This window comes from Mesorhizobium sp. M0663, from assembly GCF_040320585.1.
In the GTDB taxonomy this organism is placed as follows: domain Bacteria; phylum Pseudomonadota; class Alphaproteobacteria; order Rhizobiales; family Rhizobiaceae; genus Mesorhizobium.
The window spans coordinates 34,319-48,984 of record NZ_JAMYPX010000010.1 but is presented as its reverse complement, the minus strand read 5'-3'; the positions used below and the strand labels follow the sequence as shown (position 1 = coordinate 48,984).

At 65.7% G+C, this 14,666-nt stretch carries 12 protein-coding genes; all 12 read left to right on the top strand.

Annotated elements, in window-relative coordinates; all coding sequences use genetic code 11:
* Positions 1 to 251: 251 nt before the first annotated feature.
* The 12 genes from NKI54_RS18785 to NKI54_RS18730 all read left to right on the top strand — a co-directional run bounded on the left by NKI54_RS18785 (position 252) and on the right by NKI54_RS18730 (position 14,565).
* Positions 252 to 977 carry a Rieske 2Fe-2S domain-containing protein gene (locus tag NKI54_RS18785; protein ID WP_352692152.1) on the top strand — a complete coding sequence of 242 codons (726 nt, stop codon included), beginning with the start codon at positions 252 to 254 and terminating at the stop codon, positions 975 to 977.
* Complete coding sequence (locus tag NKI54_RS18780; RefSeq protein WP_352692151.1) at positions 977 to 1,609, top strand: glutathione S-transferase family protein; 633 nt, start codon at positions 977 to 979, stop codon at positions 1,607 to 1,609. The genes NKI54_RS18785 and NKI54_RS18780 overlap by 1 nt, the downstream gene beginning before the upstream one ends.
* 36 nt (positions 1,610 to 1,645) lie before the next feature.
* A complete protein-coding gene (locus NKI54_RS18775; protein ID WP_352692150.1) occupies positions 1,646 to 3,448 on the top strand; it encodes an adenine deaminase in 1,803 nt (600 codons plus the stop codon).
* Positions 3,449 to 4,369 (top strand): LysR family transcriptional regulator, encoded by a 921-nt coding sequence (locus NKI54_RS18770; protein ID WP_352692149.1) that lies wholly within the window; start codon positions 3,449 to 3,451, stop codon positions 4,367 to 4,369.
* A 90-nt stretch (positions 4,370 to 4,459) separates the two neighbouring features.
* A complete protein-coding gene (locus NKI54_RS18765; protein ID WP_352692148.1) occupies positions 4,460 to 4,960 on the top strand; it encodes a thiamine pyrophosphate-binding protein in 501 nt (166 codons plus the stop codon).
* Positions 4,957 to 5,565 (top strand): thiamine pyrophosphate-dependent enzyme, encoded by a 609-nt coding sequence (locus tag NKI54_RS18760; protein WP_352635260.1) that lies wholly within the window; start codon positions 4,957 to 4,959, stop codon positions 5,563 to 5,565. Before NKI54_RS18765 ends, NKI54_RS18760 begins: the two co-directional genes overlap by 4 nt.
* 7 nt (positions 5,566 to 5,572) lie before the next feature.
* The gene (locus NKI54_RS18755) at positions 5,573 to 7,138 is read left to right on the top strand and encodes a GMC family oxidoreductase (protein ID WP_352635258.1); all 1,566 of its coding nucleotides are present in this window, start codon (positions 5,573 to 5,575) and stop codon (positions 7,136 to 7,138) included.
* Between the two features lie 39 nt (positions 7,139 to 7,177).
* Entirely contained in the window at positions 7,178 to 8,551 is a 1,374-nt protein-coding gene (locus NKI54_RS18750) for an amidohydrolase family protein (RefSeq protein ID WP_352692146.1), read from the top strand.
* 14 nt (positions 8,552 to 8,565) lie between these two features.
* The gene (locus tag NKI54_RS18745) at positions 8,566 to 9,432 is read left to right on the top strand and encodes an aromatic ring-hydroxylating dioxygenase subunit alpha (protein WP_352692145.1); all 867 of its coding nucleotides are present in this window, start codon (positions 8,566 to 8,568) and stop codon (positions 9,430 to 9,432) included.
* On the top strand, positions 9,429 to 12,578 hold the full coding sequence (locus NKI54_RS18740) for a molybdopterin cofactor-binding domain-containing protein (protein WP_352692144.1): 3,150 nt from the start codon (positions 9,429 to 9,431) through the stop codon (positions 12,576 to 12,578). Before NKI54_RS18745 ends, NKI54_RS18740 begins: the two co-directional genes overlap by 4 nt.
* Positions 12,575 to 13,063, top strand: a complete 489-nt coding sequence (locus NKI54_RS18735; protein WP_352692143.1) for a (2Fe-2S)-binding protein — start codon at positions 12,575 to 12,577, stop codon at positions 13,061 to 13,063. Before NKI54_RS18740 ends, NKI54_RS18735 begins: the two co-directional genes overlap by 4 nt.
* Positions 13,060 to 14,565, top strand: coding sequence for an aldehyde dehydrogenase family protein (locus NKI54_RS18730; RefSeq protein WP_352692142.1), 1,506 nt, complete (start codon positions 13,060 to 13,062; stop codon positions 14,563 to 14,565). The genes NKI54_RS18735 and NKI54_RS18730 overlap by 4 nt, the downstream gene beginning before the upstream one ends.
* Positions 14,566 to 14,666: the final 101 nt, after the last annotated feature.

The following is a 14,666-nucleotide window of genomic DNA, read 5'->3' as shown; positions in this document are numbered from 1 at the left end:
ACACGCTTGTGCTTCGTTGGGCAACTCGTGTCGTCGAGCTTTGGCGAGTTCGCTGACAGGCGCGCCGCGCGGCTCAGCCTCGAGCTGCTGGTGCAGGAGGCCGCGGACGATCGTTTTGTCGTCCATGTTTCGGGTCAGCCCGATCTCATCGATGCCTTCGAGATGGCGTGCAGTCTCGGCCCGATCGACTGTCTGGTGACGGACTGCGAACGAGCCGAAATATCAGGATACTCCAGAGGGAAAGACGCAGGATGACGATGCAGGCCGGATGGCACCCAGTGGCGCTTTCAGTATCGGTCGAGCCGGGAACTTCAGCAGGAACCCGCCTTGCCGGAAACGAACTGGTGGTGTGGCGGGACAATAATGGCGCGGCGCATGTGTGGGAGGACCGCTGCCCGCATCGCGGCATGAAGCTGAGCTTCGGTTTCGTGCGCGGCGACCACATTGCGTGCCTCTATCATGGCTGGCAGTACGATACCGCCGGCCAATGCCGCTACATTCCGGCACACCCGGATCTCAGGGTGCCGCAGTCCATCACCGCGTCTGTCTACAGCACGGTCGAGGCAGCCGGCATGATCTGGACGGCGCTGGACCAGTCGGCCGCCTTGCCCGAACTACCTGCCTTGCCGCAAGAGGAGGTGCCGGTCCGCAGCCTGTATCTCGACAGTTCGGCGGGAGCGGTGATGGAGGTGGTGAAGACCATGCCGCCCACGCCTTTCTCCGGAGGTCCCGTTGTCGCCAATCTGGCGGCGTTGGGCGAAACACTATTCAGCCTGACGGTCGGCGAGGACACGCTGCTTCTCGGCCTGCAGGACCTGTCCGGCGGACGGTCTGCCTTGCATGTGGTGATCGACGGGCCGGCAGCCAGATATGCGGGCAGGGGGCAGGCGCACTTCCTCGCCTGGACGGCCGAACTGCGTTACCATTTCGAGCTCGAACGTGCCGCCGGCGCGACCTCAATGACGCAGGCCGCATGATGGCCGGGATCACGCTCTACAACTACGAGCTGGACGAAAGCTGCTACAAGGTGCGGCTGGCACTTTCCATGCTTGGCCTGGAATGGGAGACCGTCGCCGTCGATGCATTTCCGGGGGCGGAGCACAAAACCCCGCCGTTCCTGGCCATGAGCCCCGCGGGCAGCCTGCCTATACTGCGCGATGGCGAGATGACGATGTTCGGCGCCGAGTCGATCATCGTCCATCTGGCGCGCGGCCACGACGCCACGGCGGCGTGGCTGCCGGCGGATGGTGCGAACTTCGCCAGGGTGATGCAGTGGCTCTTCTTCGCGGCAGGCGACCTGAGCGTCGCCAGCGCCGCGCGCCGCGGCGCCATGTTCGGCGCCGGCGGCGATGAGGCGGCTCTGCGTGCCGGCGCCATGCACGCGCTCCGCGCCATGGACGACCACATGACCGCGCGCGGCTTCGAGAAAAAGGAGTGGTTCGCTGCCGACGGGCCGACGATCGCCGACATCGCGCTTTTTCCCGCCTTTGCGCTGAGCCGCGATTTTGGCGTCGACCACGACGAATACCCCGCCCTGCGGCGCTGGACGCGTCGCTTCCGCGCGCTGCCCGGCTTCATGACGATGCCGGGCATTCCCGACTATCATTGACGTCCAACATTCAACGAGGACGAGGCTAGGAACAGAATGACCTCTCTCACGCGCTTTTCCGTCCAGCCGCTCTCGTCCATGACCCGACGACTGGCCGATGTCGCTTCCGGGCGGACCGATCCCGATCTTGTCATTGCCGGCGCGCGCGTGTTGTCGACCTATTCGGAGCGCATTCTTCCAGGTCGCGAGATTTGGCTGTCGGGAGGGCGGATCGCCGCTGTGAAGCCGGCCGGCACGTATACGGGCGGCAGCGCCCGGATATACGACGTCAGGGGCGGCATCGTCGCGCCAGGCCTGGTCGATCCGCATATCCACATCGAATCCTCGATGGTGACGGCCTGCGCCTATGCCGAAGCGGCGCTGCTCAACGGCACCACGACCATCTTCTGCGACAGCCATGAGATCGGCAACGTCATGGACGTTGCAGGCGTCGAGGCGATGCTGGAGGACGCGCGCCTGGCGCCATTGTCCATTTTCCTGACCGTGCCGAGCACCGTCCCGGCGACATCGCCGTTGCTGGAAACGGCCGGTGGCGACCTGACGGCCGAGAAGATCGGCGCATTGTTTGACAAATGGCCGGAAGCAGTGGCGCTCGGGGAGAAGATGGACTTCGTGCCAGTGACCATGGGCGACGAACGCAGCCATGCCATTCTTGCTGCGGCGCTGAAACGCGGCCGCCCGGTGTCGGGCCACGTCTATGGACGCGAATTTGTATCAGCCTATGCCGCGTCCGGCGTCACCGACACGCATGAGGCGATCGACCGCGAGATCGCCGACGACATGCTCGAGGCCGGCATCTGGCTGTTCCTGCGCGGCGGCCCGCCAACGACACCGTGGCACAGCCTGCCGCAAGCGATCAAGACGATCACGGAGCTCGGAGCCTCGCACAAGCGCATCGCGGTCTGCACCGACGACCGCGATGCCGACGACCTGATGCTCTTCGGCTTGGACTGGGTGACGCGCGAGGCGATGAAGGCCGGCATGACGCCGGAGCAGGCCTGGTCGATGGGCTCGCTGCATGGCGCGACGCGCTTCGGCATGGAAGGCGAAATCGGAGGCCTCGGTGGTGGGCGCCGTGCCGACCTGGTGCTGCTCGACGACGGCTTCGATCCCGTCAGCACGTGGTATGGCGGCGAACTCGTCGTCGATGACGGCAAGATCACGCCGCTGCTCGACCAGGCCCTCTCGACCCGCTACCGCTATCCGGACACGGCCTACCACACAGTGAAGCTGCCGAAGCAGATCAAGCTGACGCCGGACCTGCCAACCGGCAAGGTGGTGGCGCATACCATCCGCACCGAACTGCCGGGGATCACGCTCGGCCACCAGAAGATCACGCTCGATCCGGCCAACGACTGGCAGAACCATTTCGACCGCCACGGCCTGTGCTTCGTCACTGTGGTCGAGCGCCATGGCAAGTCGGACGGCAACGTCGCTTACGGGCTGCTCAGCAATTTCACGCTGCGACGCGGCGCCGTCGCATCGTCTGTCGGCCACGACAGCCACAACATCATCATCGCCGGCCTCAACGAGGCCGACATGCAGGTGGCGCTGCGGGCGATCGAGGAAACGCAAGGCGGCGTCTGTGTCGTCGTCGACGGCAAAGTGACCGCCATGGTTGAACTGCCGATCGCCGGCCTTTTGTCCGACAAGCGCGTCACCGAGGTCGCGGAGGAGGTGAAGATCCTCAAGCGGGAATGGGAGGCGGCCGGCTGTTGCATCCCCTATATGGGCTTCAACCTCATCCCGCTCTCGGTCATCCCCGAAATCCGTATCACCGACAAAGGTCTCGTGCTGGTGCCGGAAATGGAGATCGTCCCCGCCTTCGAGGCCGCCTGAGTGGATCCCTTCCGGCTTGGCCTGGTCTCACCGCGCATCCATTATTTCCAAATGGTCGCGCGGCTGGGCTCGGTGCGCCAGACCGCGCAGGCGCTCAACGTGGCGCCATCCTCTATCAGCCGCGTCATCAAGAGCCTGGAGGACGAACTGGGCACGCCGCTCTTCGAACGCGTGCGCCAGCGACTGAAACTGACCAGCGCAGGCGAGCTTCTGCTCTACCACGCGCGTCAGAGCATCACCGAGTTGGCCCGCGCCTCGTCCGAGATCAACGATCTCAGTGGCCTCAACCGCGGCTCGTTGTCCGTGGCAATCGTGGAGAGCGCGGCGCGCGGGCTGGTGCCGAACGCGCTGAAGGAATTCTGGAAGCGCCATCCGCGGATATCGGTCGATGTGCATGTCGCCGGGTCGCAGCGGGCCTGCGATGCGGTTGCCGACGGCGAATGCGATCTGGCGCTTGCTTTCGACGTGCGCGTGCCGCGCAACGTGCGCAAGATCGCGAGCACGCCTCTGCCGCTGGGCGTCGTCGCTCATCCGGACAGCCGCCTTGCCGGCCGCAAGGAAGTGAAGCTGTTCGATCTTGCCGGCGAACAGGTCATCGTCTCGGACAACAGCCTTGCTTTGGGCATTTCGATCGACGATGCGATCGGGCGCTCCATGATCGACATCACGCGACGGTCGCGGACCAACTCGATCGGACTGATGACCGAGATGGTGCGCCTCAACCTCGGCGTGGTGCTTTGCACCAAGCTCGGCATCGAACCGGAAGTGGCTGACGGATCGCTCGTTTTCGTGCCGTTGCGCGATTCGCGCATGAACCCGCACCGACTGATGCTGCTCGCCCGACTTGAACGCGAAATGTCGGATGCGGCCTCCGCATTCGCGGCGCTACTGGCCCACATGGTCGAGGCACTGCATGATTAGTTGTTGCACTTTGCGCATCGATAAAGCGAGAAATTTGTCTCTATCTCGAACAACTGTGCTTTGCGAGACTTCCCGACCTAAGGGGATGTCATGAAGCAGAGTGCGGTCGACGCGGTCATTCGGGGGCTCAAGCGGGCGGGAGTGAGCATCGTCTGCTACCTGCCCGATTCGCTGTTCAAGGAGCTCTACCCGGCCCTTGATACCGATCCGGATATCCGCACGATCCGCGTCACCAACGAGGGTGAGGGCGCGGCGATCTGCGGCGGGGTCTTCCTGTCGGGCAAGCGCGCGGCGCTGGTCATGGAAAACTCCGGCTTGCGCGCTTCGGTCGAGCCGCTGGCCCGAATGGGCCTCGGGGCAGGCATCCCGGTCGTGATGCTGATGAGCTACCGCGGCGAGCTCGGCGAGAACAATTGGTGGGCAATCCCGCACGGCATCACCATGGAGCCGGTGCTGAACGCGCTGCGCGTGCCGTACCGAATCGTCACAGAGGAGGCGAAGATCGAGCGCGCCATCCTTGACGCCTATTCCTGGTCCTATGCGTCCTACTACCATTCGGCCGTGGCGCTTGGCGGCGAGGTGGTGCGATGAAACGCTTCGACTGCATGAAGGCGCTTGCCGCGCGGTTGAAGGATGAGTTGGTGATCCTTTCGCTCGGCGGCAGCGTCGACGAGTGGTACAACGCCGCGCCGCATATGCGCGAAGCGAGCCTGTTCCAGCAGCAACTCGGCTGCGTCACGCCGCAGGCCTTCGGGCTCGCCGCCGGCCTGCCGCACCGCCGCGTCGTTTCGCTCGATACGGATGGCGGCCTGCTCTTCAATCTGGGCATCCTGGCCACGCTCGGCAACGAACAACCGAAGAACCTCTTCATCGTGGTCTGGGACAATGAGTGCTACCAGTCGATCGGCGGCCCGCCGACGCATACGGCGCTGGGCCGCGTCGACCTTGCCGCGATCGCGCGCGGCGCCGGCGTCGAGAACGCCCATACGGCGCGCACCGTGGAGGAGTTCGACGCGCATTGCGCGAGGGGGCTCGCCTTGGACGCTCCCTATGTGGTGGTCGCCAAGGTCTCGGGAACGGTTCAGCCGGACATCAAGCGCAAACACAGCGACGGCCGCGAGGACAAGTATATCTTCGTCCGCCACGTCGAGGCGAGCGAAGGCATCGTCATCATGGGCCCGAGCGAGCACAACTGACGAGATCATGGGCACCCTCGGACCTGTCGTCCCCCGACGCGCGCTGAAACCCAGCTACGACTACGTCGTGGTCGGCTCGGGTTCCGGTGGCTGTGCGGTGACGCGGCGGCTGGTCGATGCCGGTGCCGACGTCCTCCTGATCGAGGCCGGCCCGACGAGTCTTGGGATCGTGGAGGCCGACGACCCCGGCCAATGGGTGCCGCTTGGCCGCGGCACCTATGACTGGGGCTATGACTATGCTCCGACACCGCGCGTGAACGGCCGTACCATCGGCATCCCGCGTGGCCGCCTGCTGGGCGGCTCAAGCGCCATCAACGCGATGATGTGGTATCGCGGCCACCCACATGATTACGATGCCTGGGAGGCTGGCGGCGCCAAGGGCTGGAGCTTCGCCGACGTGCTGCCCTATTTCCGGCGCTGCGAGGACTGGCGCGATGGTGCAAGCGAGTTTCGGGGTGCGGGTGGTCCGCTCCGTGTCGAGCGGCCGGCGGCACTGCACCCGGTCGCGCAGGCGCTGATCGATGGCGCGGCCGAGATCGGCATCCCCGTAATCGACGATCCCAACGGCCCCAGCAACGAGGGGGCGACCGCCGCGAATTTCAACATCTGCGACGGCAAGCGCTGGAGTTCGGCGACGGGCTATCTCGTGCCTATACTCGATCATCCGATGCTGACGGTGCTGACCGGTTCCGCGGCCATCGGCCTGACGGTCGAAGGCAGCCGATGCGTCGCGGTCCAGCACCTAGTCGGTGGCGAAATCCGCGAAACACGCGCGCGCGAGAGCATCGTGCTCGCGGCCGGTGCCATCGACACGCCGCGCATGCTGATGTTGTCAGGCATCGGCGATCCGCTCGAACTGAAGCGCCTTGGCATTGCGCTCGTTTGCGCCCTGCCGGGCGTCGGCCGGAATCTTCAGGATCATCCGCTGGCGCAGGCCTGCGTTTTCCGCGCGAAGCGCCCGATCGGCCCAATAATGGGCAATGGCGGCGGCTCGATGGTGAACTGGAAGTCGCGGCCGGACCTGCCGCAGCCCGACCTGCACGCCTTTCCGGTCCAGGGCAACAGCGCCGAACCGGCGATCCGCGCGCGCTACGATCTATCCGGCGATGTCTTTTCCTTCGGTACGGGTCTCATGCGCTCGAAGAGCGTCGGGCACTTGAAGTTGCTCGACGGCAAGCCCGGCGGGCCGCTCGAAATCCAACCGAACTTTCTGGCGGAACCGGAAGACCTCGACGCCATGGTCACGGCGGTCGAGATGGTGATGGAGATGGCGGCTGCAAAGGCGAACGCCGGTGTCTTCCGCAACTTTGCCGCACCCGACCGCCGACTGACCCGCACCGAGACCATTGCCTTTATCCGCGACGCGTGCTCGACCTTCTTCCACGTCTGCGGAACCGCCAAGATGGGCGACGACGCGATGGCTGTCGTCGACAGCCGCCTCGCCGTGCACGGGCTGGATGGGCTGCATATCGCCGACGCCTCGGTGATCCCGACGATCCCGACCTGCAACACCCACGCGCCCGCCACTATGATCGGCGAGCGCGCCGCCGATTTCCTGCTCGCGGCAGCTTGAGGATGTCATGAACGACAGAACGCACACGGAGCACTGGCGATGACACGAAGCCTCATCCTTGCGGCCGACACGCTGCTCACTATGGATGAAAATAACCATGTGTTGCCTGACGGCGCCGTGCTGGTCGAGGATGGCCGTATCGCCGCGGTCAGTGCGCTCGCTGCACTGCGTGCGGCGCATCCGGCCGTGGCCGTGAAGAAGCTCGACGATGCCGTGCTCATGCCCGGGCTGGTCAATGCGCATGCACATTCCGGTTTCCTGCGCGGCACGGCGGAGCATCTGCCGGTGTGGGACTGGCTGACGCTCCACATCAATCCGATGCATCGCGTGCTGCAGCCGCACGAGGCCGAGGCGGCGTCACGGCTCTGCTATGCGGAATCCGTGCTCGGGGGCACGACGACCGTCGTCGACATGTGGCGTTTCATGGAGGGCAGCGCCAGGGCGGCCGAGGCGATCGGCAACCGCCTCATCGCCGTGCCTTATGTCGGCGAGCATCCGGACTACGACTACTTTGACACGCTCGACATGAACGAGGCGATGATCGAAGGCTGGCACCGCAAGGCGGGCGGGCGCATCAATGTGTGGGTCGGGCTGGAGCATCTGTTCTATGCGGACGAGGCCGGCCAGCGCCGGGCGATCGACCTCGCAAGGAAATACGAGACCGGCTTCCACACCCATTGCAGCGAGGCTGAGATCGAGATCGCGGAATTTGAGCGGCGTTACGGCAAACGCCCGATGTTCGCGCTGGATGACCTTGGCTTCTTCGAAACCCCGCGCGCCATGATCGCCCACGCCGTCTGGCTCGACCGGGACGAGATCGAGCTTATTTCGAAGCGCCGCGTCTCGGTCGCCCACAACCCCGTTTCCAACATGAAGCTGGCGAGCGGCATCGCGCTGGTGGCCGAGATGCTGAAGGCCGGCGTGTCGGTTGGCATCGGCACGGACGGCGAGAAGGAGAACAACAATTTCGACATGTTCGAAGAGATGAAGGTGGCTTCGTTGCTAGGCAAGCTGAAGGACCTCGACGCCGCCGCAATGGATAGCTGGCAGGTGCTGCGCATGGCCACGATCCTTGGTGCAAAGGCGATCGGCCTCGATCATGAGATCGGCTCGATCGAGGTCGGCAAGCGTGCCGACATCATCGCGGTCCGCACCGATACGCCGCGCATGACGCCGGTCTTCCGCGACGGACCCTATTTCAATCTCCACCACAATCTCGTCCACGCCGTGCGCGGCAGCGACGTGTCCCTGACGATGGTCGATGGCGAGATCCTCGTCGAGCACGGCGTGCTGCGCACCGGCGACCTGCGCGAGATCATTGCCGAAATCCATCGCGTCGCACCTGGCCTGTTCGCCCGGCGCGCCGCCTTCCTCGCCGCGAATTCCGGCGGCAGCCTGCAGTGGACCCAATAAGGCGAGCCCCGGTCATGAAGACGACGGACAAGGCGGCACTGGACGACTGGTACGCGGTGGAGACGGCGGCCGATCTAGGCGGCGCGCCAAGCCGCACGCGGCTGCTTGGACAGGACATCGAACTGGTCCGTGACGCCGCGGGCGCAATCACCGTCCGGGAGGTCCTGGACGACGGCGGCCGCGGTCCCGCGCTGCCCGTCCGGCAGCGCTATGGCTGCGTCTGGACGACGCTGGGCGAGCCCGGGAAGGAGATCTTCGAGATCGCCGAGGCGCTGGAAGCCGACCGGCGCTACGTGCCCTGCGGCTGGGTGACGATGCGGGCTTCGGGTTTGCGTGTCGTGGAGAACTTCCTCGACATGGCGCACTTCCCCTTCGTGCATACCGACATTCTCGGCTCGGAGCCGCACACGGAGGTGCCGGCCTATCTGAGCGAGATACGTCGCGAAGTGGACGAGGTCTGGGCGACCAATTGCACGTTCTTCCAGCCACGCATCGCCGCCACGGAAAGCTCCGGCGCGTTTGTGCATCTGACCTATCGCGTGCCGAGCCCATTCGTGGTGATGCTCTATCGCGTGTGCCCCGTGGCGCCGGACCGGCTCGACGCGATCGCGCTGTTCATTCAGCCCATCGAGGAAGACCTCTGCCGCGCCCAGCCGGTCATGTATCTGGTCGATTCCGCTTCGACGCAGACGGCGTTGCTCAACTTCGAACAGGTCATCTTTCTGCAGGACCGGATCATCGTGGAGAACCAGCGACCGCTGCGCCTTCCACTCGAGCCACGGATGGAAATCCCGACCCGCGCCGACAGTTCCTCCATCGCCTACCGCCGCTGGCTGAAGGAAAGGGGCATCCGTTTCGGCACGGCCGCCGGAGCCACATGACCGAGCTGGGTCTCCAGGTGCTTCGCCCGACCTCGGTTGCCGAGGCGCTGTCATGGGCAGGCGAGGGCGCGTCGCAACTGGTCGCCGGGGGCACGGCGCTGCAGCTCGGCTGGGCGACGGGCCTGCCAAAGCCGCGGCGCCTTATCAGCATCAGCCGTATCGCTGGCCTGAAGGGCATCCAACCGGCCGGCGACGGCTTGCGCATCGGCGCACTGACGTCCCTGGGTGCCTTGGAGCGCGACCGGGCGATAGGCGAGACTTTGCCTCTGCTCGCAGCCGCCGTCTGCGCCACGGCGGGACCGGCCGTCCGCAATCTCGCGACACTGGGCGGCAACGTCGCCGGGCGCACGGGTTGCCTTCTGCCGGCGCTGCTCGCGATCGACGCGAAGCTGGAGATCGCCTCACCGGCCGGACACGCCGTCGTGCCGCTCGCGCAATGGCTGGCCGACGCACCGTCAGCGGGCCTCATTGAGACGGTCATCGTTCCACCGCAGCCAACCGCCGCTCGCTGGACCCATCGCAAAGTCGGCCTGCGCGCCGCCTTCACCCCAAGCATGGCCGGTGTCGCCGGGGTGATCGAAACGGCGGACGATCGTGTTACGATCGCGCGGCTCGCGGCCAGCGGCGGCGGGCAAGCGGCCCGCCTTGGCCACGCTGAAGCGCTGCTTATCGGCCGCCGCCTCCAGGAGATCGATTGGGCCGAGCTGCACGCTGCAATTCTCGAAGAGGCGCCGGCGATCGACGATCTGTGGCGGTCCGGCCGCTATCGGCGCAGTGTCGCGGCGAATGCGCTGGTCTTCGGGCTCGGCGGCAAGTTGTCCCAAGGAGCACATTCGCCGCGCCGGCGGACCGTGCCGTCCGGAAAGCCGCCTGCCGAGGTTCTTGTGTCCCGGTCGCAAACCGGCGCACGCTGGCACCAGCGGCCGGACGTTGCGCCGAAAATCGCCGGCAGGCTCGAATACCTGACCGACCATCGCGAGCCCGCCATGCTGGTCGGGCGCATTCGGCGTGCCGGCATTCCCCATGCAAGGATCGTTTCCATCGATACGAGCGCGGCCGAGGCGCTGCCAGGAGTCGCAGCGGTTGTCACGCACCGCGACATCGCCGGCAGCAATGCCTTCGGCATCGTTGTGCAGGATCAGCCTGCACTGTGCTTCGACAAGGTCCGCTATTTCGGCGACGCTGTTGCTGCCGTTGCCGCTGTTGACACGAAGACGGCCGAACGCGCGCTTGCTCTCGTCAGCGTCGAATACGAGCCGCTGCCAATTGTGAGCGATCCCCAACAGGCACTCGCCGCTGGAGCCGAGCCGGTCCACGCCTCAGGCAATCTGCAGTGCAGCTTCGAGTTCACGCGTGGCGATGCCGCCGCGACTTTTGCCAAGGCAGCTCATATCGTCGAGGCTGTCTACGAAACGCCACGCCAGATGCACGGCTTTATGGAGACCGAGGGCGGCTACGCTTTCGTCGGTACGGATGGTACCCTGAACGTCTTTGCCGGTGGGCAGCATGGCCGCCGCGACCGCATGCAGCTCTCGCGCATCCTCGGTATGCCGCAAGAGCGGATACGGGTGGTCACCAGCCCGACTGGCGGCGCATTCGGCGGCAAGGACGAGCTGACCGTGCAGCCGGCCCTGGCCCTGCTGGCGCTGAAGGCCGGACGCGCCGTGCGGCTGCATCTCGACCGGGCGGAATCCGTCATCGCGGGCACCAAGCGCAATGCCATGCGCATCCACATGCGCACCGCCTGCGACGCCGAGGGTCGTCTGCTCGCCCAGCAGGTGGATGTGATCGCGGATGCCGGCGCCTACGCGTCGCTCGGTCCGGGCGTGCTTGAGACGGCGCTCGAACATGCCTGCGGGCCATATGTCGTTCCCAACGTCCTCAGCTCGGGCAGGCTCGCCTACACCAATAACGGCGTCTGCGGCGCGTTTCGCGGCTTCGGTGCCAACCAGATGGCCTTCGCGGTAGAGTGCCAGCTCGACCGGCTGGCCGAAGCCGCCGGCATCGACATTCTCGAGATACGGCGCCGCAATCTGCGTCAGCCTGGCGCGCGCGGTCACCTCGGCCAGCAGGTCGCGCCGTCCGAACGTTTGGCCGAGATGCTGCAAGCCGCCGCTGCTGACCCGATCTGGGCCAAGCCGCGTGGTCCGTCGTTCGACGGCTATGAGACGATCGGCGTCGGCATGGCGATGAACTATCAAGGCAACGGACTAGGCACGCTGCCGCCGGACCCGGCCGGGGGTGCGTTGCGCTTGGCTGCGGATGGAATGATCGAAGCTCTCTACGGCCTGGACGAGATGGGACAGGGCCTGCTCACCTCGGTCAAGGCCGCCGTAGCCGGAGCGCTCGGCTGCGGTCGCGACGATGTCCGGCCGGTCACCGGCGATACGGCGGCGACGCCCGAATCCGGTTCCTCTACCGCCTCGCGCGGCACTCACGTGGTCTGGCGGGTCGCGGCAGTCGCCGCACCACATTTTGCGCGCGACCTGCTGGCCGCAGCGGGCCAACTGCTTTGCCGTGAAGCCGGGACGCTGGCGCTGGGGCCCGGCGGCATCGTCGAGCGACATTCCAACAGCGGCTCACTGCTCATGAGTTTCACCGAGCTTGCCAAGGCGTTGCCTCCGGACGGGCTGCCAGCTGCTGCCGTCAGCTTCGAGTTTCCGAAATCGGACTACCTGAAAGGCAATGCACGCCTGATCTTCGCTTTCGGCGCGACACTGGCGCGCGTTGCCGTCAGCCGCATCACCGGACAGGTACGTGTGCTCGACCTCCATCAGCACACCGCGGCCGGACCGATGCTCGATCCCGCCGCCTATCTCGGCCAGATCGAAGGCGGCGGCGTCCAGGGGCTGGGCTTCACCCTCACCGAGGACGCGGCGATGCGGGATGGCCGGTATCTTGCCGGCAACCTCGACTTCTACATGCTGCCAGGCATTGCCGATACGCCGGAAAGCCTCGCGACCTTCGCATTGGAGGATTTGGACGAGGACGACCCGTTCGGCCCGCGCGGAGCCGGTGAGCTTGGCATTGGCGCCGTGACCCCAGCCATCGTCAACGCGATTGCGGACGCCATAGGGGATTGGCCCGAGCGCATCCCGGTCGATCCAGAATGGGTGCTCGACGCCTTGCGGAGGAGTGCGGCGTGAGCGCCGACATCGAGATCGCCTTTGACCTCAACGGCTGCCGCCAGGCGCTGGCCGCGCCCGCCGAGTTGCGCCTGATCGACCTGCTGAGCGATCATCTCGGCATGACCGCCGCCAAGAAGGCTTGCGGCATCGGTCGCTGCGGCGCCTGTTCCGTGCTGATGGACGATCGCGCGGTCAACGGCTGTCTGCTCATGTCGTGGCAACTCGACCGGGCCACCATCATCACGCCGGAGGGTTTCGACGACCTTCCCGAAGCTATTGTCCTGCGCCAGGCCCTGGCGGCCGAAAACGCCTTCCAGTGCGGCTACTGCGCACCCGGCATCACTGTTGCGCTGACCGCTCTGCTGCTGGAGAATCCGGCTCCAGACGAGTCTCAGATCCGCACTGCGCTCGAAGGCAATATCTGCCGCTGTACCGGCTATCATTCCATCATCCGCGGTGCTCTCGCCGCGGTCGAGGCACTCGGTCGCGGGATGCGGACATGACGATCACCATTCGAAACGGCGAACCCAGGCACGAAGGCGTCAAGGCGTTCCTGGCCAAACCTAGAATGCAGCACCTGATCGGCGGCGGCTGGTGCGACGCCAGCGATGGCGCAACCTTGCCCGCGACCGATCCTGCGAGCGGCGGCACGCTCGCGCTGCTGGCGCAAGGCACAGCCGATGACGCCGGGCGCGCCGTTGCTGCGGCGCGTGCTGCTTTCGAGGGCGAGAGCTGGCGCGACATGACGCCGTCGGCGCGCGGCAAGCTGCTCTGGCGCATCGCCGACCTGATCGAGCGCCATGCCGATGAGCTTGCGGAGATCGAGACGCTCGACCAGGGAAAGTCGCTGAAGACTTCGCGCTTCGCGGAGGTTCCGGCTTCGGCTGAGCAGTTCCGCTATTTTGCCGGTTTTGCCACGAAAATCCTCGGCACGACAATTCCCACCTCGATCGGCCATCAGCCGGCAGGCAGGAAGATTTTCGCCTATACGGTGCGCGAGCCGATCGGTGTTGTGGCGGCCATAACGCCATGGAATTCGCCGCTGCTCATGGCCTCGATGAAGCTCGCCCCGGCGCTTGCGGCCGGCTGTGCGATCGTGCTCAAGCCGGCTGAGGAAACGTCGCTCAGCGCGCTGCGGCTTGGTGAACTGATGATCGAAGCCGGCTTGCCGGACGGCGTCGTCAACATCGTCACCGGTCTCGGTGAAACTGTGGGCGCGGCGCTAACCGCACACCCCGATGTCGATAAAGTCGCCTTCACCGGTTCGACGGAAGTCGGAAAGATGATCGTCTCCGCAGCGCGCGGCAATCTGAAGAAACTGACGCTCGAACTGGGCGGCAAGTCGCCGGCCATCGTCATGCCGGATGCGGAAATGGAGCTCGCAATCCCCGGAGTGGCGCGGGGGATATTCGCCAATGCAGGCCAGGTCTGCGTCGCCGGCTCGCGTGTCTATGCGCATCGCTCGATCTACGACCGTCTGGTGGAGGGCCTGGCAGCGGAGGCGCGAAAGCTGCGTCTCGGACACGGGCTTGACCCGGATACCGACCTTGGTCCGCTGGTCAACGGGACCCAGGCCGCGCGCGTCGCCTTCTATGTCGACGATGGCGCTTCTGGTGGCGCCGAGATCGTCGCCGGCGGCCGGCGCTTCGACAATTTCTTCGAGCCGACCGTCGTCACCGGCGTGCGTCCGGACATGCGCATGATGCGCGAGGAAATCTTCGGCCCCGTCGTTGCTGTGATGCCGTTCGACGATGTTGAGGAGGCGATTAGCCATGCGAACGACTCGCCCTACGGCCTCGCCGCAAGCGTCTGGACCCGCGACCTTTCCGCTGCGCACCGCCTTGCTGCACATGTCCGATCGGGCACCGTCTGGATCAACTGCCATTCCTACTTCTCGCCGGAATTGCCCAAAGGCGGCCACAAGCAATCCGGCTGGGGCTATGAGAACGGCGCACCGGGCCTAGAGAACTATCTCGAGACGAAAACGGTCTGCGCGGTGATTTAGTCGCGCGTTTGTCTCGATGTTGGCGGATCGGCGGCTGAGAACCCTTCCTTTGGTTGGCAAGGATTGGTCGAAAAATGCCCCGGGATCGGCGCGACGCTCCA

What these genes read in the sequence shown, in the direction of transcription:
- NKI54_RS18760 (WP_352635260.1), top strand. Translation starts at nt 4,957, where the DNA reads ATGAAACGCTTCGACTGCATGAAGGCGCTTGCCGCGCGGTTGAAGGAT.
- NKI54_RS18765 (WP_352692148.1), top strand. Translation starts at nt 4,460, where the DNA reads ATGAAGCAGAGTGCGGTCGACGCGGTCATTCGGGGGCTCAAGCGGGCG.
- NKI54_RS18780 (WP_352692151.1), top strand. Translation starts at nt 977, where the DNA reads ATGGCCGGGATCACGCTCTACAACTACGAGCTGGACGAAAGCTGCTAC.
- NKI54_RS18750 (WP_352692146.1), top strand. Translation starts at nt 7,178, where the DNA reads ATGACACGAAGCCTCATCCTTGCGGCCGACACGCTGCTCACTATGGAT.
- NKI54_RS18730 (WP_352692142.1), top strand. Translation starts at nt 13,060, where the DNA reads ATGACGATCACCATTCGAAACGGCGAACCCAGGCACGAAGGCGTCAAG.
- NKI54_RS18785 (WP_352692152.1), top strand. Translation starts at nt 252, where the DNA reads ATGACGATGCAGGCCGGATGGCACCCAGTGGCGCTTTCAGTATCGGTC.
- NKI54_RS18745 (WP_352692145.1), top strand. Translation starts at nt 8,566, where the DNA reads ATGAAGACGACGGACAAGGCGGCACTGGACGACTGGTACGCGGTGGAG.
- NKI54_RS18775 (WP_352692150.1), top strand. Translation starts at nt 1,646, where the DNA reads ATGACCTCTCTCACGCGCTTTTCCGTCCAGCCGCTCTCGTCCATGACC.
- NKI54_RS18740 (WP_352692144.1), top strand. Translation starts at nt 9,429, where the DNA reads ATGACCGAGCTGGGTCTCCAGGTGCTTCGCCCGACCTCGGTTGCCGAG.
- NKI54_RS18755 (WP_352635258.1), top strand. Translation starts at nt 5,573, where the DNA reads ATGGGCACCCTCGGACCTGTCGTCCCCCGACGCGCGCTGAAACCCAGC.